This is a genomic window from Nostoc sp. UIC 10607, assembly GCF_047228265.1.
In the GTDB taxonomy this organism is placed as follows: Bacteria; Cyanobacteriota; Cyanobacteriia; order Cyanobacteriales; family Nostocaceae; genus Nostoc; species Nostoc foliaceum_A.
Genome location: NZ_JBIQNW010000062.1, coordinates 1 through 24,540, shown reverse-complemented (window position 1 = coordinate 24,540; position 24,540 = coordinate 1). Strand labels below are relative to the sequence as shown.

The following is a 24,540-nucleotide window of genomic DNA, read 5'->3' as shown; positions in this document are numbered from 1 at the left end:
AATCGCGCTAAAGCTCTGAGTGCCTTAGCTGACAAACTGCCATCGGAATTATTCGCAGAGGCACTTGCTGCCACCAGAGGAATTCAGTCTAGGGAGGATTACGTCGATGCCCTGAGTGCCTTAGCTGACAAACTGCCACCCCAATTATTACCAGAGAGACTTGCTGCTGCCAGAGAAATTCAGTCTGGGGAGAATCGCGCTAAAGCTCTGAGTGCCTTAGCTGACAAACTGCCATCAGTATTACCAGAGGCACTCGCCGCCGCCAGAGAAATTCAGTCTGAGAGACATCGCGCCAATGCTCTGATTGCCTTAGCTGACAAACTGCCATCAGTATTACCAGAGGCACTCGCTGCCGCTAGAGAAATTCAGTCTGAGTATCATCGCGCCAATGCTCTGAGTGCCTTAGCTAACAAACTGCCACCCCAATTATTACCAGAGGCACTTGCTGCCGCTAGAGAAATTCAGTCTGAGCATCATCGCGCCAAAACCCTGAGTGCCTTAGCTAACAAACTGCCACCCCAATTATTACCAGAGGCACTTGCTGCCACCAGAGAAATTCAGTCTGAGAGACATCGCGTCATTGCTCTGAGTGCCTTGGCGAACAAACTGCCACCGGAATTATTACCAGATGCACTCGCTACCGCCAGAGAAATTCAGCCTGACTATAGTCGCGCCAAAGCCCTGAGTGCCTTAGCTGACAAACTACCAACAGTATTACCAGAGGCACTCATCGCCGTTAGAGAAATTAAGTCTGAGCATAATCGCGCCAAAGCCCTGAGTGCCTTAGCTGACAAACTGCCACCGGAATTATTACCAGAGGCACTCGCTACCGCCAGAGAAATTCAGCCTGACTATAGTCGCGCCAAAACCCTGAGTGCATTAGCTGACAAACTGGCCCAAATGCCACAATCCCAACTTTTTCATTTATGGCAAGATTCACTTCACAGGCTATCACTCCGCACTCGAAAGGATTTGCTGCAAGATATGCAAGCAATACTTCCAACAATCTTTGCGCTAGGTGGTCATAAAGCAATGGCAGAAGTTAATTGTGCTATCCAGGATGTGGCACGATGGTGGCACTAAAGGTAAAGTTAGAGCATCGACCGAGCAATAGCGATAGTCAGCATTGGCTCTCAAAAGGCTTGAGAAGTCAGGCTTTCATATTCAAAGTAAGTTAGGGCAACACTCGTGTTGCTTAACCATGCTGGTTAAGCAACGTTTCTCTGACCATGCTTTTAATCCCAGCCGCTTTGTGCTGACGGAGATCGCACCATGTTCTTAAATTTTGTTAAGTGTGCATCAAACAGTAGTTGGATTGTGCCTGTAGCCCCGTCACGGTTTTTAGCAAGGATAATCTCTGCAATTCCTTTCTCTTGCGTATTTTGGTCGTAATATTCGTCACGATACAACATGATTACTTTGTCCGCGTCCTGCTCAATCCCGCCGCTGTCACGTAAATCTGAGAGCATGGGGCGTTTGTTATTACGGTTTTCTACTGCTCTTGATAGTTGTGAAAGACACATAACAGGGGTCTGTAACTTCATCGCTAAACGCTTGAGTCCGCGTGTGAGCTTTTCTATCTCATGGTTTCTGTTGCCCCCGCCGTTACCATCCATCAGTTGCAGATAATCGACAACTATTAACCCCAAATCACGGCGCTCTTGTGCCATGATTTTACGACACTCAGATTCTATATAGCTCAGTGATGGGTCTGGACGGTCATCTAAATAAACAGGTAGCTCTGATAGTGTACCGATGCCCTGTGATAGTGGTTCCCATTGTTTGTTAGAGATGCGCCCAGTTTTCAAGTAGCCGCTTTCTATGCCAGCCTCACCTGAAAGCGCACGCATGGCAATCTGTAGCTTTGACATTTCCAGACTGAACACGACAACTGGAAACTGATATGCAGACGCTAGATAAAAAGCTATCTGAGCCGCCAACGCTGATTTCCCCATCGCCGGACGACCTGCAACGATGACTAAATCATTGCGGTTGAATCCGCAAGTCATTGCATCAAGATCATAAAAGCCCGTGGGAATCCCAGGTAATACCTTACCTTGGCTGCGGTCTTCAATATCCTGAAACAAATCAACAATCACATCTCTTATGTGGCTGGCTCCCGCAGTGTCAGAGGAACGCTGCAACTCATAGATCAAGTCCTGTAATTGTGAGAAGGCTTCCTCTAAGGGCGTTTCTTCATTGGATTTGTGCTGCAATTCGATTGCAAGGTTTCCCAGTCTACCTAGTTCCCGGCGCTTCCATTTTTCCACAACCAGACCTGCCAGCGCATCAATGTTAACTGCTGATACCGTAGAGTCAACCAGCGATGCTAATTTGTTTCGACCGCCGATAATTTCTAATAAACTATTATCAGCTAAATAATTCGTGATCATCAACAAATCTGTGGGCAGTTCTTGGGCATTAAGTCGAAGGGCTGCGTTGTATATACGACCATGAGCGCTGATATAGAAGTGATGCGGCTTCAAAATGTCGCGGACACGTTCTATGGCTACTGGGTCAAGCAAGATGCCCCCAAGTATCGCCTCTTCAGATTCAATGCTCTGTGGTGGAAGCTTATTGGCTGTCGTGGCAAAAGGAATTACGTTGTCGTCACTGGCGTACATATTAATCTTTGATTTCAATTAGGTCTAAATTTTTACAGTCAGATAGCCGCAAAAAAGAAGGGTGTAGGGTGTGGGATGGAACCATTAAATTTCTTCACAATTAGGTCGCAGCGCTTGGGATGGGGCTAAATTCTGACCCTCAACCCCACACCCTACACCCAGCCCTGAAAGGGCTTTGTCAATCGGGAATATCTACAAATCTTTCAGGAAACTTGGCGCTTGCCCATTCGTACCATTTGGCAGATACTTTATGCTTGCAAAACTTAGATAGTCCCTCTGACTGGAGCATACTGTAGTAGTGATCGTGCATCCGCGCCTCCCATCTGGGAAAATCATACTTCTTGCGCTGTTTCTCTACTTCTGCGGGGTCATCAGCAAAGTTGTTAATTTTGCGCTCTAATTTCCTGCAACCCGCTTTCCATTGCTCAAATAAGCAAAATATCTCTGTACTACCTTCATCTTTCTTAGAAAGCACTGCGGCTACGTATGGGGCAACGTTGTTAATGTCTTTGTTCTGCGATCGCTGATAGGTCAGATAGTAAAGCAGGAAATCCACTTCTTTAACTGGGTCATCACTGAAAACCAAGATTTGAGAATGATTCTCACGCGCCGCGCCGGAATTTAGATCCTCATGAGTGGATTTCTCGTTAGTTGCAGAGACTTTCTCTTTTTTAAGAGCGTAGTGATTATCTGGAAGTGCTTTTTCTTGGTCAGTTTCTTTCCTTTCTTCTTCCTCTTTTTCCTCCGTCTCTCCAGTGATCGATTGAGGTAATTTATTTCTGTAATCTAATAAAGACGCTGAAAGCTGTTCTGCGACTGACTTTAAAGGGGGTGGGACATCACTAATAGTGACTACCCCATCACTATTAGTGACTACCCCATCACTATTAGTGACCACGGATAATCTCGTATTATTTACATCGTCACTATTAGTGACCACGGATAATCTCGTATTATTTACATCGTCACTATTAGTGACCACGGATAATCTCGTATTATTTACATCGTCACTATTAGTGACCACGGATAGACCCTGAAGAATCAATGCTCCTACTTTGACGGCATCCACACGATAGAATTTGGCGCTACTGCCTTCTTTCTTCCTGGGCTGACAGGCAATCACATAACCAAGTTTTTCTAGAGCTAATAACCTTTTTTGGATACTTTTCTGTGTACCCAGTGAAGGATATCTTTCTGCCCATACGCTGTAAGTAGCACTAGTCCACCATTCCTCATTGTGTAAGTATCCGCGCTTGTTATTCTTCGCGTTCGCAATACACCAGCTTTCAATGATTTGAATTAGTAAAGCCTCGCAAACACCCACTTTGTTTGCCACACACCAGTAAAGCTTGGTAAATGAAGGTTCGTAGCCGTGGGTTGCTCTATATGCTGCTAATGCCTGATTCGCGATCGCACTGTCTACGCTTTGAGATTTCATTTTGTAACATTCCGAAATTTTGTGTTGATTTCGGATAACTCCTTGCACGGCGACCGCAAAGTTGATTACTATAGTAGTGCGGTCGCGGTTCCGAAAAGTCTTGCAGGACATTTTCAGTTCGGAGTTACCCGCGTTATGACAAAAAAATTAATGAAAATCCAGTCTCCTCTGGTACGCATCCCCTCTAGTTGCCACTAGTGGGGATTTGTGTATGAGAGACGCTAAATCTGTTGATTGTTTGCGCCTTCCCGCCTCATACCGTTTTGTATTGTGGGGATAATGTCTAATTCATCACCCAATTGTTCTAAGCGCTCGTCTATATCGTCTAGTTGTGCTGTGATGTCCGGTTGGTAAGCGTTAATCATATTACTTGTTGCTCACTTTGTTTTCATGGTTTGTTACTGCTTGTTGGGTGATCAGTTCAACTAAATTTGATAGCGTTCGGCTTTCGCTGTCCGCCCATTCTTGTAGTTTTTCTTTTAACTCAGGACTGCATGTAAAAGTTACTTTTGCCTTTGACGTTGCCATTATATTAGAAAAGTTCTGATATATTCCGACATTTTCAGTTAACATCAAAACTTGTCAAAAAGCAGCTGGTTCTAAGCAGTTCCGAACTTAGTTGACAAGTTCAGAACTTATCTATTAATATATTAGTGTCAAGGTTATCGATACGTCAATAACTTAAGGCAGACGCAAGTAAGACCCAAGTGCAAAACGCTAAGGCGACTTCCTTTCGAGGGTTGCAAGGCTTGCAAGCGCTGACTTTGACCACTAATTTTCGCTATTTATCAGCACATCTGCATAGCGGCCGCTTTATATCTGCGGTCGTGGTAATTGTGCGTGTTTGAACCTTGAAAACTACATAGACCAAGTATGGATATCGATATTAAAAAGTTGCCTTTTTCAGTTTGGTGGCAAATCTCAGAAATCAATGGAACTTGGGCAACTGTCGCTTTCAAAAGATGGACACAGACTGTAGACGCAAGCATCCTGCAAGCAATGAATCTTGAGGAATGCTTGCGGTTGCAGACACTCTCAACTACAGCTTTGAGTGGGCTTGTAAGCAATTCAAAGTCCACAGAAATAAACAAAAAGAAGGATAAGGATTTATGCTCCACCAAAACCAATTACGAAGGTTAGAAGCAATAGATCGCTGGCTCAGAGAAATTCGAGATTCGGAAGAATTCAGACAACTAGAATACTCTCCAGATGTGATGCTAGGCGATGCAATACAAGCAGTGGGCGAACTACTTGACGAACACGATTATTGTGATTCCAAGCCCTTGAATTTTACTAATGAAGAGTGGCATTCATATCTAGAACAAAAGCCAGTAATGCACATTCGCCGCGTGAAGACTTGGCGTAAAAAGATTAACTCATTCATACTCGATGCAGCATCAGAAGTAGCAATTCTGAGCTTACTAACTACTAGTTTTATGGTAGTTGGTTCTATCTTTTGTCACGGGTTTGACCGCATTGAAGAAAGTAGAGGCGACCAATATCAACCCACATGGATTTACAACGCGAAGATTTTTGAAGGAAGCGCCATCGCCTCTATAGCGGTCTTCCTGGGTGCAAGCTTGACGAGCGCGTGTGTCGCGGGAGATAAAAATGATGATTGATAAAGAGCTTGTAGGATGCGTAACCCTCCTAAGCAAATCCAAAACCTACAGTATCGATGGCGCTCTCTATCGCTATCTCTATAGCAGCGATAGTATCAAACACACACAATATTATTTCCGTCCTTTACCGCGTCAGTCTAAGAGCGCTGACTTAAAGCTCAATCGGGACAAAGTGCTAAGACGCTGCTACGAAGTGCCGAGCTTATATAAACAGCACACAGCAGAGATAACTAAGAACTCAATACAGTTGAGTTTGTTCTAACTCCAAGCGAGAAATTTTTTCCATACATGAATGCTCTAACTAGGCTGACTGGGGCGTATTCGTGGGGGTAAACGAGAAAGTGTCAGTATGTCTTGAAAGCTGACAAACCTTGTTATTACGTGGTTATAGCCGATAAATCTTGGCTAGTAAAGCCCGTCCAAAATCAATTTTCCAAGGTTATTGATAGTCGTCAGACTCAGGACTATATCAAATACCTCGAATCAGACTCAGGGCTATATCAAATACCTTGGCATAACCGGATGTCCAGTTAATTTTTGACCAACTTAAATAGTAGTACGGAGGTAGTGTGACAACAAAAGTATATTCAGCGAAGTATCGCCACCTGAAACAGATTTATCAGCGCGAGATGGGTAAAGAAATTTCAGATATCACTTGGTATCGAGTAGTAGCTTTTCTCAAACAGCGTTTTAGCTTAGATGTGGAATCAGCTTCGGCTCAAAAAATAGTTGAGACATTTGCAGGAATTCGGCGGCGTTACGGTGCGCTAACCCCCGCTAGCAAAGGATTTAATGAGCGCTGGCAAGTTTTCAAGCACTTCTATGAGTTAGACACTAGCTACAACGGCAAGAGCTTTTTAGTTGCGCTGGCAGACTATTTAAAAATCAATCTTGACGATGTACCACGCAGCACTCGTTACTACTGGTTTGAGAAAGCCGGACTATCTTTCAGCGCTGAAAATATTTACCACTGCAAGGATTTAGCCCTTGTTGCGTTTATTGCTGCTAAATGGGCAATTAACAAGCGTTCACAACCGATTAAATCTGCAACTATCGAAGTTTTAACACTAGCCCTCTAAGGAGCAATCATCATGTCTGACAAGTTTACTAACAATGTCCGCGCTCGTTTGTACAAACAGGGTTATCAAGGATTTACTAAAGACGATTATACGTCGGCAGCGAGCGCTGTCGAGTGCGATGACCTTGACAATCCCACCAAAGAGCAATTGAGTCAAGCCGTTGACTATCTCAGAGAAAAAGCAACCAACCGATTAACTGTAGTTGATGAACCCGTTGAAGAAACGTTTCTAGTAGGGTCAAAAGATGCACAGCCTGAAGTTGAATCTAATCAGCTTACAGTTGCCGAATCAGAGAATCAGATTGTGCTGACTGAGCAGGAAAAGCAAGCACTCGTTGCAGACATTGCAGAAGGCGCGGGAATTGAACTCAAAGCGGCGGATGTGAAACAGATTACAGTGTCTATTGCTTCCACCTTTGCATCTAGAAAGGAGTTGAACGAGGCGATTTTTAACGCCCTCGTCCACTTTGCAAGGGAATTCAAGAATCAAGAAGTATCCAAAATCCGACGCAAAGCCGACGAAATCAGGCAGACACTCGCAGAGATGGATGATGTTGCAGGCAGTGAACTGACGCAAATCAAGCAAGCGATGGAGGCGACCGCCCTGGACTACAAAAGCCAGTTTGCAGACCTCGCGTTATCTTTCGCCGGAATTATCGATTAAGGCATCCGGCAAGCTCACTTACAAACATTTGTTGATTGGGCTTGTGGGGATACCGTTACTAATTGCACTCGCGGCTCCCCTCTCTCAATGGTTTATGACGGAATGTTGCACATACAGGAGTCAAAAACGTGAAACATATCAAGAATCTAGTCGGCAAGCATGGTAAAAAGCTGAAGGCGAGGGCTGAGAAATTAGGCGTTGCAGACAGCTTAATCATGGGTTGCATTAATGGTGACGATGCCGCACTGACCAAAGTAGGGGAAATGGGCAACGAGGGTGAGCGCATCTTAACCATCATGCCCTACATCACAGATAACCTGTCAGCGTTCATCAAGGGCACTGAGGAGTACAACAAAGGACTTGCAGAGATTTACAAGCAAGCTGGTGCGTCTGGTATTGCCATTGATAAAGCCAGTGCTGATTTAACGATCGCAAATTTAAAGTACGGTCATGAGCGCTCAGAAATCGGATTGAAGCTGTCCACCGACCGCACACTAGAGAATCAGCGCTACAGAGAAAGCATCGACCTAGTTAAGCTCAAAGCTTACATCGACTATCACATGAGTAAGGTTGACCATTTAGCAGCTGCTAAATCGCAGTTAGCGCGACCCGTGAAGGCACAGCTAGACGCTGATAGGACTTATGAAACGGAAAAGGCAAAACACCTACTGACTTATGGCGAAGGTTCAGACCTTGATTTAGTACCTCGTAAGTCATTCACCACTAACAAATTAGTGCAAGCGTTCCGTACTGCTGTTTCTACGATTTTCGAGTAATCAGCATCTAAAAATCCCCTACTAAGTTACCGCTCAGTAGGGGAAATAAAAATTAGTCGTAAGAACAATGTTAGATGAACTTAACACCGAACTGCAAGACGGGGACACCGAAAAATCACTTGACTATCAAGATTATCCTGATACCGCGTTTACCCAGGATGAACAAGAAGCTATTAGAAGATTCAAAGCGAAGGAAATTGAAAAGCTTAATCGCAGTCGCGCTGTTCTTAAAGGCATTGAATCTTGCGGCTGGGGTGTTACTTCCTATTGCTTGGCTAAGTATTTAGTAATAGCTACAGGCTCGGCGGGGCTAATGCCTGCGGTCGCTATTGTGTTGGGAATTAATCAAATAGTTAATCGTGATTTATTGGAGTTTACCGTAAATAAGTCTCCTGAAGGCTGGGTTTTTACGGACATGGACAAGGCAATAAAATTTCTCTTTCAAACAATATTCGGATGTTTCATTTTGTGGACTGCTATCGGCGATTTTTACACCACAATGCAGAACTCACACAAGACTTACGACAACATCAAAGCAACTGTAGAAGATTTTAACCGTCTGCCAGAATCAGACAAAACTATTGTGTTTGTGGTGGGTGCATTAGTGGCAGGTGGTGTTGTTTACGGCATCCACAAATCCAAGTCATGAAGGCTCAACCCCTACTGAAAATTGGTGCTGTCACCGCTTTACTTCTGGGGCTTTTCAGCGCTTATTACTATGGGCAGACACCGCACCCTTATCAATTTACTGAAGTGCGATTTTGTCCTACTACCGCCAATAAACGGACAATGAAGTACTTTGGCAAACCCACACAATCACAATCGGCGCTTGATAACAAATACTGCCGTTTCAAGTACAGATTGCTCACAGAAGTATGGAAGTCACGACAGTTTAATGATGTTGTGTCTCTCCCTGACGGTGCTTTCATTACGTCAGATTTGGCTCCATCAGAGAATCCAAGTCTGTGGTTATTAGTCGCGCCTGCTTTTGTTTGGATGGGTTATTACTGCTGGGCTGCCAAAGATGAGATTGATAACGAGTCAAGTTTTCAACGTCTGGAATATTTTAAAACAGCTATTAAGCGCCAAGGTTTAATTACTAGGACTGAGCGCGATTTGCAGTCACATGAATCAGAGCGGATTAAGGACAAGCATAAGAAGGACATCGACAGACGCGCTGATAATTTGTTAGTCAAAGAACGCTATATCTCTCTTGAGGAATTGCAGCAACAGTACCAGCGTCAGTCAGAGCTTGAAGATTTACAGTTTGATAACACTAAAAAACAGTTCGCGGTTGCTGACTCTGTAGCTGACAAATCCATTGCTGAAAACAGAAGAGACAAGCGCAAAGCGGATGCAGAAAACATCAATCCCAGTAGTGAAAAAGCTAAGGCTCCACAAGGCACGAGCGCCCAAGAATTAGTTCAACTCTTGAAAAATCATGAGGGTGGCTGGCTATGGGATGTCATCGAATCAACAAAACCAGTTTGGGTGCTAGGAGGTCAAGGTAGTGGTAAAAGTAGTTTTGCTGCATCAATTGTTATGTGTAGGAAGGCGATTTTTGATTGGAATATCACATCAATTGTTGACGCTCATGGACATAAGAACAGAGCTAAAGCTTGGAAGTTGTTGATACCTTTAGAGCCAGAATTAATCGGCGAACGTAACGACTATTTAGCTATTGGTGAGGCAATGAATGAAGCTGTTCAACGTTGGAGCGACCGTACAGAAAACGATACCCCTATTCAAACACTCTGGGATGAATTGACACAGCTTTCTCTGCAAGATGATTGTAAAGAATCAGTCAAAAGATTTGTGAGACATTCACTTACTGACGTTCGCAAGGCTGCCGAATATCTAGTTTGTATTTCTCATGCTTTTACTAATGCCGCCAGTGGCAATGCTGAGGGTTTTAATGATTTAAGGCAAAGCGAAACTATCCAAATCAAGCGCAAGTCAAAGAACGGTCGCGTACCTCTAAACCATGCTGAAATTAGTGGTCTTTATGATGACGACGGAAATCTGATTGAATCGAAGCGCGTCACAGTTCCAGACTGGTTTTATCCTGATAGCTTGCTCAGATTTATTAGCGCTCATTAGATAAATATTTCTCGTGAGTCATAAAACCGGAAAACTTTGTTGATTAAAAATAGTGAGGGATTTATATTTATGCACCCAATAGAATTTAAGAAAAAGTGGCAATTAACTTACAACGATTTAGCACTCGTTTTAGGTTACGAAAATGATTTCACTGTCCGTTGTTGGGGGATAAATGGAGGGCACAAGCGCAACCCTCAAAAAGTGGTTTATGTAGCTTGTCGTCTTCTAGATGAAAAATGGTCAGCTGAGGGGAAAGTTATAGATTCTTACCTTTGATAATTTCTATCCGCGTCTCTGCTAATTAATTACTTGAAATAGGTGAATACTATGCACCCAATAGAATTTAAGAAAAAATGGCAGTTAACTTACGACGAGCTAGCACTTGTTTTAGGTTATCAAGGTGATTATACTGTTCGTTCCTGGGGTACGAATGGAAGACACAAGCGCAATCCTCAAAATGTTGTTTATGTCGCTTGTCGCCTTCTAGATGAGAAGTGGTCAACTCAGGGTAAACTTGTGGATTCTTATCTTTGACTATACTTTTTTAAACTAGGATTATTCACCCCTTCAGCAATTATTTATTAAGCGGGTGCTTGACCGGAAGAGGCAAACGAGCCACGCAGTGGCGATGTGCGTCTGAGGTCAAGCACCTGCAACTTATTTAATCCGTCAATCTCTTGAGCCAAGGAAGTAACATAATTAAAGATGAGAAATTATGGAAGCGAACAGGCCATGATTACTAAAGAAGAAATTACCATCAAAGTCCCCTCCTTGGTAGCAGAGGCATACCGCAATGCCACCGAAGAAGAACGGGAACAATTGCAACTTAAGATTGCGGCAATTATGCAGTCTCAATTTACAACTCCAAGACTTGAGGCGATTGCACGTTTAAGAAACACGATGGATAAAGCAAGCCTTGAAGCACAAGAGCGAGGATTAACGCCTGAAATCTTAGAATCGATTTTGAATGATGACGAATAATCGACGGTTCGTATTTGATACTAATGTGCTGATTAGTGCATTTTTGTTTAGTCAAAGCAAGCCACGTCAGGCATTAGAGCAAGCTACTATTATTGGCGTTATCGTATTATCAAGTTCTGTCTTATCGGAGTTAGAAGAGGTTTTATATCGTCCCAAATTTGATAGGTATCTTACCAAAGAAAGGCGGCAAGAATTTCTAGAAGATTTAACAGAAAACGCTCAGTTTATTGACGTGACTGAGCAGATTAATGAATGCCGAGATCCAAAAGATAACAAATATTTGGAATTAGCACTCAGTGGTCAAGCAGAGTGTATTGTTACCGGAGATGATGATTTACTGGTGCTAAACCCCTGGAGGGGTATTGAAATTCTGACTGTTCAAGAATTTTTGGCTTCTAAGTAGCAAGAGTTACCCTACACCCGATAATACGGTTTGGTTAAGGAAGTTATTTATGGTTTCTCATTCCAACTTCTACGGAACCAAGCTTTCACCCCAGCACGTAACTGATATCAGTATTGATATCGCCGGGTGTCTGACTACTAATATAAGCCAGCTTTATCAATCGCTCTCTGTAGAGAGTTTTTTGGCAGATGAAAGATAAGCGTGACTTAATTGAGGTGGGTGGTTCACGAAGTAGCAGGTGTTTGAGAGAATGAATACTGTCGGATTTATAATCCATTTATCGGACAGTAGTAGAATGAACCCAAAGTTTCGGCGCTTGAATAATGATGAATATCGGAGCCGGGAGTATTTGACTTGGGAGGAAATGAAAATTTTGATTAAGGCGGCGGGGGAGCGGGGTCGGCATAGGGTTAGAGATCCGGCGTTGCTACTGCTGTCATTTCGGCATGGGCTGCGACCGGGGGAGGCAGCGACGATGAAATGGGATGCAGTCATGTTAGAGCGAAAGGTGATCTATATCAAGCGGCTCAAGGGGAGTCAAAGTGGGAATCACCCGATGCAACAGGATGAAGTGGATTTGTTGGGGCAGCTAAAGCGGATTTATGCCAATAGTTATTTCGTTTTCCCAAATGAGAGGGGGAAGTCGCTTTCTGTGGATGGGATTGAGAAGATTGTGAAGCGTGCGGCGGAAAAAGCTGGATTGCAGATTAAGGTGCATCCGCACATGTTTAGGCATAGTTGCGGTTATTTTTTGGCGGAACAGAATCGCTCAACTAGGGATATTCAGAGTTACTTGGGGCATAAACAGATTCAAAATACAGTGAGGTACACTGCTGAGAATCCCAGGCGGTTTGAGCATTTTGATTGGCAGTGGGAGCAGCCTTTTTGAGTGGATTTTAATTCACTAATATCATTGGCTGGCAAGATATTAGGCTTGATGCCCAATTGTTCAATTACTCGGAACTAACAACATCCGCGCCTCAATTCCTTCCCAGGTTGTGGGCAACACTCTCACCGCCGCTTGTTTGCACTGGATAATGAGATGATTGGCGTAGAGATAATTTTCTAGTGCGTTTGCTTCTTCCTCAGATAAATCGATCATTTCTAGGGTGAGATTGAAAGCATTTAGTAAGGTTTGTTGCAGGTGTTTAGCAAATGCCAGACGCACTTCATGGGGCTGTTTATCATCAGGAATTGTAGCTTTAAGTGCTTCTAGTTGGGCGATCAGCACAGTAAAGTTGAGGTTATTGAAGATTTCTGATTTTTTTAGTTCATCAGTATATTTGATGGCGATGGCGATGGCGTTGGCGTTGGCGATAGCGATGGTGTTGGCGATGGCGATGGCATTGGTGATGGCATTGGCGTTGGCGATAGCATTGGCGTTGGCATTGGCGATGGCGTTGGCGTAGGTCTTGATGCTGGCGTAGGTCTTAGTACTGGTGATGGCGTTGGTGTAGGCATTGGCGATGGCGTTGGCAATGGCGATGGCGTTGGCGTAGGCCCTTGCGATCGCATCTGCACGTTTACGTACAGGTTTAAAATTACCTGCTGAACCAACTGTTACCTGTTCTGCCCAGTTTAATAATGCTTGCAACTTTGGGGTGTTGATGTACTTCTGTGCTTCTTTTTCCATCAGCAACAGCAAATCATCTGCACCACCCCGTATTAATCCAGCTACCAATAAAAACACCTCATTCCAGCGTTTATCTGTCAAGTGTTCAGTAACTAATTTTTCAAATTTACGAGGGTCATCAATATCAATAATGTGTTGCGCTGTCAAATATTCCTGTAGCGTCAAATGAGAGAAAGAAAATACATCCTCTGCTCGTTCTACCAAAATCCCTTGTTGAATAGCTATAGCGTCCAGAACTGCTTCACCATTTAAATGTTGAGGTGCATTCAAATTACTTGCCAAAAATGCTTTAATTTGTTGAACAACATCACGCTGAGAAAAGAACAGTCTGTCAGACTCGAAATTTGTGTAAGCAATCTCTGAGAGGAGTATTTCTTCTAATTCTGTATGCAGTCCTTGATATATTTCCTCTCGGTTAATTCGCTTTTCTGATGCCCATTCTTCTAGCAATATCCGCAGTGCTTTGCGGTAAAGAACACTACGATTATCAGGAAAGTTTTGGGAACGGTCATATACTAAACACAGGAATGTTAACAATAAAGGCGTGTGTGCCAATTCTTTAGCAGCAAAATGTTCTGGCTTTTGTAGCAACTCCCAACAATTATCGCCTGTCTTCGCCTGTTTATCTGCTTCGGAATGAAACCAGTTATAAATAAATTGCTGAATCTGGGCATCATCAAAATCTGCCATTGCTACATCGCTAAAGCGGCGAAAACTACTGCGATAAGCCGCAGTGCGACACGAGGCAATAAAGCGATTTTTATCGTAAGTATCAACAAAGTTTTGAATTCTACTAATCGCCTCATTTAATTTTTTTGTGGGTACTTCATCCAACCCATCTAGTAAAATTAGTAACTGACCTGATTCTAAAGCTTTTGCTGTAAATTTATCAGGCTCTGGAAAACGACAAATATGAAACTCTTCAGTAATAATTTTTTCTATATCGATATCACTCGATTCAAATATTTTCAATTCTAGAAAAACGGGAATACGGGCGTGCTTAAATTCTCCTTTTTTACCTTTGAGCGCTTCCAGTGCCATCTTCCGTAGAAATGTAGACTTGCCAGCACCAGGGGCACCCAGTACCATCAAAAATTGCTTATCATTAGCAACTTTAATTCCTGCTTGTTTAGGGCTATCTTGAGAATTAAACCTGCGGCTATTAGCTTGGCGATAAAATTTTTCTAGGTTTTCGATAGATTCAAAACTACGGATGGCATCATTATCTAAAAATTGAACTGCTGTATAGACCGATTCTAACTTAACAGGTTCACGCATTCCCAAAACTTTGAGAATACCGTGTCGTTCTTCGTAGTTTTGAACATACTGCTTTGATGCACTAAAAATTGCTTTTTCCAACTTGTGTCCTAACATTCCCATAACCCTGCCGCCACCTGTCAAAAGTGACTGAAAAATAGGAACTGCTATACCGCTAACAACTGATATTGCCCAAGGTTCCATTCCTGTCATAGGATTACCAATAAATATATTTAAAATTTAAAGCATTGTTGTGTTACTTGGCTTTAAGTTCCGTTATGACAATTTCAGGCAATAGTTTTTTAGCATTGGTGAATTGATACATCATGAACGCCGTAAGACTGCCAATACCTCTGGAACCTCGTCCCCTTTCTGCTCAATCAAGTCCAATAGTTATTCTGGAGTTCAGGCATCTTCTTCAACTTTGGCGTTGGGATTTACAGCTTTCAAGGGCTTTGTTCTTCGGTTCAATTTCTGCACGGCTAACAGTCCAACTGCGATCGCCGCAGACTTGGGCGCAGCCATCGCCGCTATTAAAGTGCCCTGGCGTAGTTTCAGAAAATCCTCTAAATGCGGCGTATTATTGATACGAACTCTGTAAGTTTGTATTTTCATTACTTACAGAGTTACAAATAACCAAACTTACAGACATTTTTCAGTTACGGAGTCAAAATGTGCGTATTATTGCTGTTGTAAACGGAAAGGGAGGGTCAGCTAAGACAACGACTAGCGTCAACTTAGCAGCCATTCTCGCTGAGAAATCAAAAGTATTGTTGGTAGATGCAGATCCTCAAGGGTCTGCTACTTGGTGGACAGAGCGGAATGAGCGAGATTTTGAAATAGCCAAGGAAACACGCACGAATGAGTTGTTAAAACTTAAAAAGGTGCAAGGGTTTGATTTTGTCATCGTGGACACTCCTCCGGCGCTCCACTTTGACGCACTTAAGATTACTATTGATGCTGCTGATTTTGTTTTGCTGCCATCTCCCCCAGCCCCAATGGATCTTCAAGCGCTGATTGAAACTGTACAGGCAACGATCATGCCAGCAAAAGTTAAGTTTCGCGTTCTATTAACCCGTGTTGATCCTCGTAGTTTGGGTAAGGCACTTGATGCTCAACAGGCACTAATGCAAGCAGGTATTCCAGCATTTAACGGGTTTGTAAGGGCTTACGCTATTCATGAACAAGCTGCTCTTGATGGTGTACCAATTACTAAAGTTCGCACAAAAGTAGCTCGTGAAGCCGAAGGGGATTACCGACGTATTGCTGATGAGCTTCTTAGAGAGGTAAATACTAATGGCTAAAGCACGTCGTCGTTTATCTGATCTTGTTCAAGAAGAAACTCAAAAAGTAAGAGACCCAGGCTTACAGACTTCGGAAGTTACAAATCCTGTAAGTTTGTTGGAAACTTCGAGCAAAACGGATTCAGTAGAAGAAGTTACAGAACAACAGACTTTTAATGATACAGACTTACAGATTTCGGATGTTTCGGAGTCTGTTCCTTTTCTGCAAGTTGCTATTGAGGAGAAGGGCAACGAAGTAAATAAAATTACAGAAATACAGAGTTTGCAGACTACAGACTTACAGACTTCGGAAGTTACAAAGTCCCAAAGTTTGCCTGAATCCTCAAACAAAACGGACTTAGTAGAAGAAGTTACAGAACAACAGACTTCTAATGATATGAACTTACAGACTAACAAACTACCGAAGTATTTAAAATTGGAGCGTAAGGAAGCACGATTAAGACAGGATCAAATCGACGCACTTACCGATCTAACTCGAAAATTAAACAGAATGAAACGAAGTAAGGGCGGTGAGCGACTTACGGATAATACTTTGATACGTGTTGCAGTAGATTTATTGCTTAGTAAAGCTTCAGAGCTTCAAGGTACTACGGAAGAAGAGTTACGAAGCTCTTTAAACTTGTAAGTTTTGGAGTTTGTAACTTACAAGTTTAAAGAGTGTCCCTGGCATGACTCCTGCACACCACAGCGTAAGTTTCTGTTCTACTGCTCATTTCACCCCGATTTTAAGAGTTCTCATCCCATCATGAGGCTTAGAGATGGGACAGTGGTAAGAACTTCAAAAACCCCCGTTGGCGTTGTTCACGTTTTTTAAGGCGATCGCCATGACAGAATGATTTACGGCGGGTTTGTCGGTTGGATTCACAGTGAAGGGTTAAACCAGGCGCTAACTCGCATTAGGTAGGAGAGATTTGACTTAATAATGGTTTACTTGGTAATGGAAAACTTGGCAGCAGTGACAGATTAGTTAGAGGATTATTGGTGGAATTTGACTATGAATACATCTTGCACCAGACGACTGTAAATCGCTTGTGCTAGGTGCTGCTAGATATTACAGATGATGAGTCTACCTTGGAGTTTTGAATGGCCCGAACGGAAAAAGGAAGAAAGCTTGCAGGTTTTATTTGGAGTATTGCTGAACTTTTACGCGGAGATTATAAGCAAGCGGACTATGGCAAAGTCATACTGCCGTTCACGGTGTTGCGTCGATTGGACTGTGTTCTAGAGCCAACAAAGGCAGCAGTGATGGACTTTTACGAAACGAAAGTAAAGTCCATGAAAAATCTGAAGAATCCAGAGCCGTTACTCAACCAAAAAGCTGGGGTAACTTTTCACAACATTAGCCAGTTTACCTTTCAAAAACTCAAAGCAGACCCAGATAATGTAGTTGCTAATCTAAAAAACTTTATTAATGGCTTCTCTGTTGCCGGACGAGAAATCATTGAATACTTTAACTTTAATGACCAAATTAATCGTTTAGATGAAGCAAACCTGCTATTTTTAATTGTTAAAAAATTTGCGGAAATCAATCTCCACCCGGATGAAGTAGACAGCATGGAGATGGGCTATATTTTTGAGGAGCTGATTCGCAAATTTTCAGAATTGTCTAATGAAACAGCAGGGGAACACTTTACACCGCGTGAAGTAATTCGGCTGATGGTCAACCTGCTGTTTATGAATGACAGAGATATTTTGAGCCAAAAAGGTATTGTGAAAACCATCTACGACCCTGCTTGTGGAACTGGTGGTATGCTTTCTGTGGCAGAAGAGTACATTAAAGAACTTAATCAAGATTCCAAGCCTGTGGTTTTTGGTCAGGAAATCAACCCAGAATCTTACGCAATTTGTAAATCTGATATGTTGATTAAAGGTCAAAATATCAGCAATATTAAGTTTGGAAATACTTTCACTACTGATGGTTTAGCACAGGAAACATTTGACTATATGTTGTCTAACCCGCCATTTGGTGTGGAATGGAAGAAGGTGCAAAACTACGTCAGAGATGAGTATGAAAAGAAAGGATTTGATGGGCGCTTCGGAGCAGGTTTACCCAGGATTTCTGATGGTTCTTTCTTGTTCCTGCAACACATGATTTCTAAGATAAAGCGGAATAATGGCGGTTCTCGAATTGCTATTGTATTCAACGGCTCACCGTTGTTTTCTCCAAGTGAAAGTAATATTCGTAAATGGATTATCGAAAACGATATGCTAGAAGCCATTGTGGCTATGCCAGACCAACTGTTTTATAACACTGGAATTTCCACATATATTTGGATTGTCACCAATTGCAAAGCCCCAGAGCGTAAAGGCAAGATCCAGCTTGTTAATAGCATTCATTATTACAGAAAAATGAGCCGCAGCTTGGGAAATAAGCGTAATGAAATTGGGGATGGTGAAGATGGCAAGCCCAATCAAATCGCAGAAATTACCCAGATTTATGGCGAGTTTCAGCAGGATGCTAAACGCAGACTTGAAGTAGATGGCAAAGAACAGAATATCATTGTTAGCAAGATTTTTGATAACGAAGACTTTGGCTATTGGCACATCACAGTAGAACGTCCGCTAAGGTTAAATTTTCAGGTGAGTGAGGAACGCATAGCCAAGCTCGAAACTGAAACCGCGTTTGTGAATTTAGCTAAGTCTAAAAAACGGGGTGGGGTAGCTTTACGAGAAATTGAGGAAGGGAAGCAGTTACAAGAATCCATTAAAGAAGCGTTGCGGACTTTGGGTGCAGATCGTTTCTACAAAAATCGTGATGAGTTTGAAACAGATTTGACGGCTGTATTTAAAGCAGCTGATGTTAAAGTTTCAGCGCTAGTGAAGAAAGCTATTTTGAATACTTTAGCTGAACGAGATGAAACTGCTGATATTTGCACTGGTAAAGATGGCAAAGCGGAACCAGATTCCGACTTGAGAGACTATGAAAATGTGCCGTTGAAAAAAGATATTAATGAGTACATGAAGCAGGAAGTTTTGCCCTATGTGCCGGATGCGTGGGTTGATGAGAGTAAGACGAAGATTGGTTATGAGATACCCTTTACGCGGCATTTTTATGAGTATGTGCCGCCACGACCTTTGGAGGAGATTGAGCAGGAGATTAAGGATTTAGAAGAGGATATTCGGGGGATGTTGGAAGAGGTGGTTAAATGACCTCACCTATCGAAAATCCTGAACTAAAATTTTTGGGTAAACTTCCTGAACACTGGGAAGTAGTTCGTGTCAGGCGAATTACTCAAGAACATAAGCAGGGCTATTACACTGAGCAAGCATATATTGATGAAGGCGTAAAGTTAGTCAGAATTACTGACATTGATGATTCTGCTAATATCTCCTTTGAAAATATGCCATTTGTTACTATCTCCTCAAAAGATGAACAAGCTTTCAAAGTTAAAGAAGGAGATTTTCTCTTTGCTCGTAGTGGGACAATTGGGCGGTTTGGTTTAGCGAGAAGTTCTGAACGTTCTGTTTTTGCCTCATATCTTATTCAGTTTAGATTTAAGCACGTTAATTCAGAATTTCTTCGCTTCGTATTTAGCTCTCAATTTTTCAGAGAAGAACTCGTTAGTACTCTACATGGTGGTGCTAATAAAAATGTTCATGCAGAAAATATCAAAGAGCAGTTCATAGCAATTCCTCCAATTGATATGCAAAGCGCGATCGCCTCTTTTCTAGACCGTAAAACCGCAGCAATCGACACCCTTATCACCAAAAAAGAACGCCTCATCCAACTACTCGAAGAAAAACGCACCGCCCTGATTAACCAAGCTGTAACCAAAGGATTAAACCTTAACGTCCTTATGAGAGACTCCGGCATTCCGTGGATTGGTGAGATTCCTGAACACTGGGAAGTAGTTCGTGTCAGGCGAATTACTCAAGAACATAAGCAGGGCTATTACACTGAGCAAGCATATATTGATGAAGGAGTGAAATTAGTCAGAATTACTGACATTGATGACTCTGCTAATGTTTCTTTTGAGAATATGCCATTTGTAACTATTTCTTCAAAAGATGAGCGAGCTTTCAAAGTGGAAAAAGGCGACTTTCTCTTTGCTCGTAGCGGAACTATTGGAAGATTCGGTTTAGTTAGGAGTCCTGAACGTTCTGTTTTTGCCTCATACCTCATTCGATTTAGATTTGAAAATGTTAATTTAGAATTCCTTCGTTTCGTATTTAGCTCCCAGTTTTTCAAAGAAGGGCTTATTAGCACCCTACATGGTGGTGCTAATAAAAATATTCATGCGGAAAACATCAAAGAGCAGTTCATAGCAATTCCTCCATCTGATATGCAAGGCGCAATAGAACAAGTTGAAATAGCCAATTTTATCGATTCAGAGTCAGCAGTTATTAATAAAGTGGTAGATACAATTAGAGAACAAATCGAAAAACTCCAAGAATATCGCCAATCTGTCATTACAGCAGCAGTAACAGGCAAAATTGATGTCAGAGAGGAGATGGCTGCATGACTCTTTGTGTTGCCTGGATTCGACAAAAAAATAATGTTGAGGAGCTAGTATTTGCAACTGATAGTTCCTTAACTGGGGGAGAAAAATGGAATCAAGGTATTAAATTATTTGAATTGCCTAGAACAGATTGTTTAATTTGCTTTGCAGGTGAGACAGGTCGGGCTTATCCGTTAATCTTGAATCTAATTTCTTCTATCAAGCTCAGTAGACGTTTGCAAAGTTCGCGCACTGATGTTGAAGAGGTATTAATTTATCTTTCTTCAGTGTTTACTTCATTAGTATCCACCATAATTAATGAAATTTCTGGTCTAGATATTCATGAACTGAGAGCCGGAGCTAAATTCCTTTTTGGTGGGTGGAGTTGGCTAGAAAGCCGTTTTCGTATCTGGCAACTCTATTACTCAAAAGATGCCGAAGGATTTGTATTCATAGAATGTACTGATGAACCAAATAAAAATCGTATTTACACTTTCTTAGGTGATCCAGCAGAACTAGGTGATATGGCATCAAGAAATTATAAAAAGTTAGTCTATGAAAACGATAAACAAGATGATAAAATGGATATGGAACCGCTACAAATTCTAATAGAGATGTCTAGAGATAAAGCTATTAGAACCGTAGACGGAGCTATTCAAATTGCTAAAATTTATAAATCTGGAACCTCAGAATTTTTTGGTATAAATTGGCCATCAAGAGAAGGAAAACCCCACTTTCAGGGCAGAAGCTTTAATCCGCACAGTAAACCAGACGTTCGATATTTTGATCCAGATACACTCATTCTAATTGAAGACAAGTTACCCAATATCATTGAAGACATAAAAAGATTCAGTCAACTAGAAGACTTTGATTTTATTTGTTCTTGTTATGGTGTAGATGGTAGTTTGAAAGAAAACCTTCTTGATAATGACCGTGAACGACTGATTTACATATTCCGTGAAGCGGCTTACCAGTATTTCATAGAGGAAATAAAAAGTAAGGGGAGTTCAGCGCCATGACCAGCCAAACGACAGAACGAGCTTTTGAAATTGCGATCGTTGACTCCCTAATTAAGAATGGCGGCTATCAATTAGGCGATGCTTTCAACTTTAGCCGCGAGTTGGCATTCGATAAAACCAGCATTTTCCAATTTATTCAAACTTCTCAACCAGAAGCATGGCGACAGCTTTCAGATATTCACGGCTTGGCTGTAGAGCCAAAGTTCATTCAAAGGCTCTATGCAGAATTAGAGTTACGGGGGATGCTAGACGTACTACGTTATGGCATCACTGACTACGGTGTACGCTTCAAACTGGCATTCTTCAAACCCGCCAGTGGTCTAAACCCCGATACCCTAGCACTTTATGACCAAAACATCCTCACCGTAACTCGTCAGGTGCGCTATAGTTCCCAACATGAAAACTCAGTAGATTTACTATTGAGTATCAATGGCTTGCCAGTCGCCACCATAGAACTAAAAAACCAGTTTACCGGACAAGATATAGATAAAGCCAAGCGCCAGTATATGCAAGACCGGGACAACCGAGATTTGTTATTTCAATTCAAGCGGCGTGCTTTGGTGCATTTTGCCGTAGACCCGGATGAAGTCTGGATGACGACCCACATTGATGGCAGTAACACCCGTTTCCTGCCCTTCAACAAAGGTTACAACAAAGGTGCAGGCAACCCACCCAACCCTAACGGCTACAAAACCGCCTACCTTTGGGAAGATATTTGGACAAAAGACAGTTGGCTAGACATTGTGGGTCGTTTTTTGCACCTAGAGCAAGAAAACATTAAACTCAACGGCAAATCTGCCAAAAAAGAAACCCTCATCTTTCCCCGGTTTCACCAATTGGATGTTGTTCGCAAACTAACCGCAGATGCCAAAGTTAAGGGGACAGGACACGACTACCTGATTCAGCATTCTGCTGGTAGTGGCAAAAGTAACTCCATTGCCTGGTTAGCATATCAACTTGCTAGTTTATATAACGACCAAGATGAGCGAGTTTTTGATTTAGTCATCGTCATCACTGATAGAAGGGTACTAGACCAGCAACTGCAAGACACGATTTATCAATTTGAGCATAAGCAAGGTGTTGTGCAAAAAATTGATAAAAACTCTGCACAACTAGCTGAAGCTTTGGTTTCTGGCACTAATATCATCATTACCACCTTGCAGAAATTTCCCTTTGTCTTAGATAAGATTCATGAAATCTTGGAAAAGAACAAGATTACCCAACTACCAAAACGCAATTACGCCCTAATAGTGGATGAAGCCCACAGTTCTCAAAGTGGCGAAGCATCCAAGAAAATGAAAGAAGTCCTTTCCATCAATAACCTCAGCCATTCAGCCCAAGAAGAAAGCATAGCTGATGAAGAAGATGATATTGAAGACAATATCCGCAAAGAGATGCGTGTCCGTGGTAAACAACCGAATTTGAGCTTCTTTGCTTTCACCGCCACACCAAAGCCAAAAACCCTGGAGTATTTTGGCCACATGAACGCCCAAAGTAAACCAGAACCCTTTCATCTGTATTCCATGCGGCAGGCAATTGAAGAAGGTTTCATTATAGATGTGTTACAGAATTACACAACCTATAAAACTTACTTCCAAATTTCTAAAGCGATCGCAGATGACCCTAAAATTAATACAAAGAAAGCAAGTCGATCTATAGCCAGGTTTTTATCGCTGCATCCACATAACCTAGCTCAGAAAACTGAAGTGATTATCGAACATTTTCGCCAATGCGTCATGCATAAAATTGATGGAAAAGCCAAGGCAATGGTAGTTACCGCTTCTCGCCCCCATGTGGTGCGCTATAAAGAAGAATTCGACAACTATTTAAAAAAACAAGGTTATGCAGATATTAAAGCTTTAGTAGCTTTTACCGCTTTTACCGATAGAGAAACGGCTATTAAATATACAGAATACGACATTAATAGCTTTGGTGAACGGGAATTACCCGAAAAGTTTGAAACTGCCGAATATCAACTTCTGATTGTCGCGGACAAGTATCAAACTGGTTTCGACCAGCCATTGTTACACACCATGTACGTAGATAAAAAACTTTCTGGAGTCAAAGCCGTACAAACTTTATCCCGCTTGAATCGCACTTGTTCAGGAAAAGAGGATACTTTTGTTTTAGATTTTGCTAATGAAGAGCAAGAAATTCTTGATGCTTTCCAGCCTTATTATGAACAAACAACACTAGCATCCACCACAGATCCTAACCAACTATATGACTTAAAAAATAGGTTAGATAGCTATAAGATTATCTGGTCTAGTGAGGTAGATGCTTTCGCAAAGATATTTTTTAAGTCTCAAGATAAGATAAATAAACGAGATCATAGCCGACTTCATTCTCTAATTGATCCTGCTGTAGATCGTTTTAAGGGATTGAGCGAAGAACAGCAAGATGAGTTTAAAAATAGTCTAACTACATTTATCCGATTATATGCTTTCTTGTCACAGATTATGCCGTTTGCAGATGAAGAACTAGAGAAATTCTATGCTTTTGCTCGTCTCCTGCAAACTAAGTTACCAAAACGTAGCCAAAGCGAAGTTTTTAAGCTCACTGATGAAGTTGCACTGCAATATTATCGATTACAAAAAATCCGAGAAGGTCGAATTGTCGTAGAAAAAAATGTAGAATCATATCTGCAACCGATAACTGAAGCTGGCATACCGACAGAAAAAGAGACACAAGCTAAACTCTCAGAAATTATCAACATTCTCAACCAAAGATTTCGCACCGATTTTACTGAAGCAGATAAATACTTTTTTAGCCAACTTGAGGAAGCATTGGTTCAGGATGAAGCACTATCACAGCAAGCAAAAAGTAACTCAATTCAAAATTTTAGATATGGTTTTGAGGATATTTTTCTGACAAAGCTGATTGAGCGCATGGATTTGAACCAAGATATCTTTGCAAAAATTCTAGATGACAAGGAGTTTGGTGGAGCAGTGAAGGACTGGATACTAGAAAAGGTGTATCACAGGTTAACGCAAGAGGCTAGCTAAAAGCTGACAGTGCTGCACTGCGCGTCACTCCGTAAACTTCGTGAGGCGCTCTCAGGCGAGTGACGAGGGGAACCTTAACCCTGGGCATGACAATCAGCTATGTGTAGCGTCTGTTAAAGAAGCTGACTTTTCCCGTTAAGTCTCTTTTGCAAGCTGCCAGCCTTCACAAAGGTCGTGTAATTTTAACCAGCCTCGCC

The 24,540-nt window shown here is 42.1% G+C and carries 25 protein-coding genes and 1 pseudogene; 20 read left to right on the top strand and 6 right to left on the bottom strand.

The genetic code is table 11. The annotated features are described in order from the left end of the window. Positions 1 to 1,083 (top strand): annotated as a pseudogene (locus tag ACEYW6_RS30020) (hypothetical protein); the annotation flags it as partial. A 152-nt stretch (positions 1,084 to 1,235) separates the two neighbouring features. Here the strand turns inward: ACEYW6_RS30020 and dnaB are convergent. The 4 genes from dnaB to ACEYW6_RS30000 form a co-directional block, all read right to left on the bottom strand. After that, positions 1,236 to 2,624, bottom strand: coding sequence for a replicative DNA helicase (gene dnaB / locus ACEYW6_RS30015; protein WP_412982641.1), 1,389 nt, complete (start codon positions 2,622 to 2,624; stop codon positions 1,236 to 1,238). Positions 2,625 to 2,802: 178 nt separating this feature from the next. Beyond that, complete coding sequence (locus ACEYW6_RS30010) at positions 2,803 to 4,062, bottom strand: hypothetical protein (RefSeq protein WP_412982640.1); 1,260 nt, start codon at positions 4,060 to 4,062, stop codon at positions 2,803 to 2,805. 221 nt (positions 4,063 to 4,283) lie between these two features. Then, entirely contained in the window at positions 4,284 to 4,427 is a 144-nt protein-coding gene (locus ACEYW6_RS30005; RefSeq protein ID WP_190937646.1) for a hypothetical protein, read from the bottom strand. A gap of 1 nt (position 4,428) precedes the next feature. Further along, the gene (locus tag ACEYW6_RS30000) at positions 4,429 to 4,635 is read right to left on the bottom strand and encodes a ribbon-helix-helix domain-containing protein (RefSeq protein WP_242065072.1); all 207 of its coding nucleotides are present in this window, start codon (positions 4,633 to 4,635) and stop codon (positions 4,429 to 4,431) included. Between the two features lie 300 nt (positions 4,636 to 4,935). On the opposite strand from ACEYW6_RS30000, the gene ACEYW6_RS29995 reads away from it, so the two are divergent. The 13 genes from ACEYW6_RS29995 to ACEYW6_RS29935 all read left to right on the top strand — a co-directional run bounded on the left by ACEYW6_RS29995 (position 4,936) and on the right by ACEYW6_RS29935 (position 12,575). Continuing rightward, a complete protein-coding gene (locus ACEYW6_RS29995; protein ID WP_073642923.1) occupies positions 4,936 to 5,202 on the top strand; it encodes a hypothetical protein in 267 nt (88 codons plus the stop codon). Beyond that, positions 5,172 to 5,684: a hypothetical protein gene (locus tag ACEYW6_RS29990; RefSeq protein ID WP_412982639.1), complete on the top strand. Its 513-nt coding sequence runs from the start codon at positions 5,172 to 5,174 to the stop codon at positions 5,682 to 5,684. Before ACEYW6_RS29995 ends, ACEYW6_RS29990 begins: the two co-directional genes overlap by 31 nt. A gap of 569 nt (positions 5,685 to 6,253) precedes the next feature. Continuing rightward, positions 6,254 to 6,763: a hypothetical protein gene (locus ACEYW6_RS29985; protein ID WP_412982638.1), complete on the top strand. Its 510-nt coding sequence runs from the start codon at positions 6,254 to 6,256 to the stop codon at positions 6,761 to 6,763. Between the two features lie 12 nt (positions 6,764 to 6,775). Then, entirely contained in the window at positions 6,776 to 7,426 is a 651-nt protein-coding gene (locus ACEYW6_RS29980; protein WP_412982637.1) for a hypothetical protein, read from the top strand. A gap of 128 nt (positions 7,427 to 7,554) precedes the next feature. Next, complete coding sequence (locus tag ACEYW6_RS29975; protein WP_412982636.1) at positions 7,555 to 8,202, top strand: hypothetical protein; 648 nt, start codon at positions 7,555 to 7,557, stop codon at positions 8,200 to 8,202. A 67-nt stretch (positions 8,203 to 8,269) separates the two neighbouring features. Continuing rightward, positions 8,270 to 8,851 carry a hypothetical protein gene (locus tag ACEYW6_RS29970; RefSeq protein WP_412982635.1) on the top strand — a complete coding sequence of 194 codons (582 nt, stop codon included), beginning with the start codon at positions 8,270 to 8,272 and terminating at the stop codon, positions 8,849 to 8,851. Further along, positions 8,848 to 10,302, top strand: coding sequence for a hypothetical protein (locus ACEYW6_RS29965; protein ID WP_412982634.1), 1,455 nt, complete (start codon positions 8,848 to 8,850; stop codon positions 10,300 to 10,302). Before ACEYW6_RS29970 ends, ACEYW6_RS29965 begins: the two co-directional genes overlap by 4 nt. 69 nt (positions 10,303 to 10,371) lie before the next feature. Further along, positions 10,372 to 10,578: a hypothetical protein gene (locus ACEYW6_RS29960; RefSeq protein WP_094346557.1), complete on the top strand. Its 207-nt coding sequence runs from the start codon at positions 10,372 to 10,374 to the stop codon at positions 10,576 to 10,578. Between the two features lie 51 nt (positions 10,579 to 10,629). Further along, positions 10,630 to 10,836, top strand: coding sequence for a hypothetical protein (locus tag ACEYW6_RS29955; RefSeq protein ID WP_114085451.1), 207 nt, complete (start codon positions 10,630 to 10,632; stop codon positions 10,834 to 10,836). Positions 10,837 to 11,007: 171 nt separating this feature from the next. After that, positions 11,008 to 11,283, top strand: coding sequence for a hypothetical protein (locus tag ACEYW6_RS29950; RefSeq protein WP_179077033.1), 276 nt, complete (start codon positions 11,008 to 11,010; stop codon positions 11,281 to 11,283). Further along, on the top strand, positions 11,270 to 11,686 hold the full coding sequence (locus ACEYW6_RS29945) for a putative toxin-antitoxin system toxin component, PIN family (RefSeq protein ID WP_412982633.1): 417 nt from the start codon (positions 11,270 to 11,272) through the stop codon (positions 11,684 to 11,686). Before ACEYW6_RS29950 ends, ACEYW6_RS29945 begins: the two co-directional genes overlap by 14 nt. A gap of 49 nt (positions 11,687 to 11,735) precedes the next feature. After that, positions 11,736 to 11,885 carry a hypothetical protein gene (locus ACEYW6_RS29940; RefSeq protein ID WP_412982632.1) on the top strand — a complete coding sequence of 50 codons (150 nt, stop codon included), beginning with the start codon at positions 11,736 to 11,738 and terminating at the stop codon, positions 11,883 to 11,885. A 96-nt stretch (positions 11,886 to 11,981) separates the two neighbouring features. Next, positions 11,982 to 12,575, top strand: coding sequence for a tyrosine-type recombinase/integrase (locus tag ACEYW6_RS29935; protein WP_412982631.1), 594 nt, complete (start codon positions 11,982 to 11,984; stop codon positions 12,573 to 12,575). A 60-nt stretch (positions 12,576 to 12,635) separates the two neighbouring features. Here the strand turns inward: ACEYW6_RS29935 and ACEYW6_RS29930 are convergent, their stop codons facing one another. Together ACEYW6_RS29930 and ACEYW6_RS29925 are read right to left on the bottom strand one after the other, a co-directional pair. After that, entirely contained in the window at positions 12,636 to 14,789 is a 2,154-nt protein-coding gene (locus tag ACEYW6_RS29930) for an NACHT domain-containing protein (protein ID WP_412982630.1), read from the bottom strand. A gap of 192 nt (positions 14,790 to 14,981) precedes the next feature. Beyond that, positions 14,982 to 15,191: a hypothetical protein gene (locus ACEYW6_RS29925; RefSeq protein WP_412982629.1), complete on the bottom strand. Its 210-nt coding sequence runs from the start codon at positions 15,189 to 15,191 to the stop codon at positions 14,982 to 14,984. A gap of 59 nt (positions 15,192 to 15,250) precedes the next feature. On the opposite strand from ACEYW6_RS29925, the gene ACEYW6_RS29920 reads away from it, so the two are divergent. From ACEYW6_RS29920 to ACEYW6_RS29895, 6 genes are all read left to right on the top strand, one after another. Further along, complete coding sequence (locus tag ACEYW6_RS29920; RefSeq protein WP_412982628.1) at positions 15,251 to 15,880, top strand: ParA family protein; 630 nt, start codon at positions 15,251 to 15,253, stop codon at positions 15,878 to 15,880. Continuing rightward, positions 15,873 to 16,505 (top strand): hypothetical protein, encoded by a 633-nt coding sequence (locus tag ACEYW6_RS29915; RefSeq protein ID WP_412982627.1) that lies wholly within the window; start codon positions 15,873 to 15,875, stop codon positions 16,503 to 16,505. The genes ACEYW6_RS29920 and ACEYW6_RS29915 overlap by 8 nt, the downstream gene beginning before the upstream one ends. 458 nt (positions 16,506 to 16,963) lie before the next feature. Then, positions 16,964 to 19,030, top strand: a complete 2,067-nt coding sequence (locus ACEYW6_RS29910) for a type I restriction-modification system subunit M (protein WP_412982626.1) — start codon at positions 16,964 to 16,966, stop codon at positions 19,028 to 19,030. After that, a complete protein-coding gene (locus ACEYW6_RS29905) occupies positions 19,027 to 20,343 on the top strand; it encodes a restriction endonuclease subunit S (protein ID WP_412982625.1) in 1,317 nt (438 codons plus the stop codon). Before ACEYW6_RS29910 ends, ACEYW6_RS29905 begins: the two co-directional genes overlap by 4 nt. Continuing rightward, positions 20,340 to 21,338: a hypothetical protein gene (locus tag ACEYW6_RS29900; protein ID WP_412982624.1), complete on the top strand. Its 999-nt coding sequence runs from the start codon at positions 20,340 to 20,342 to the stop codon at positions 21,336 to 21,338. Before ACEYW6_RS29905 ends, ACEYW6_RS29900 begins: the two co-directional genes overlap by 4 nt. Beyond that, positions 21,335 to 24,343 carry a type I restriction endonuclease subunit R gene (locus ACEYW6_RS29895; protein ID WP_412982623.1) on the top strand — a complete coding sequence of 1,003 codons (3,009 nt, stop codon included), beginning with the start codon at positions 21,335 to 21,337 and terminating at the stop codon, positions 24,341 to 24,343. Before ACEYW6_RS29900 ends, ACEYW6_RS29895 begins: the two co-directional genes overlap by 4 nt. The last annotated feature ends 197 nt before the right edge of the window (positions 24,344 to 24,540 follow it).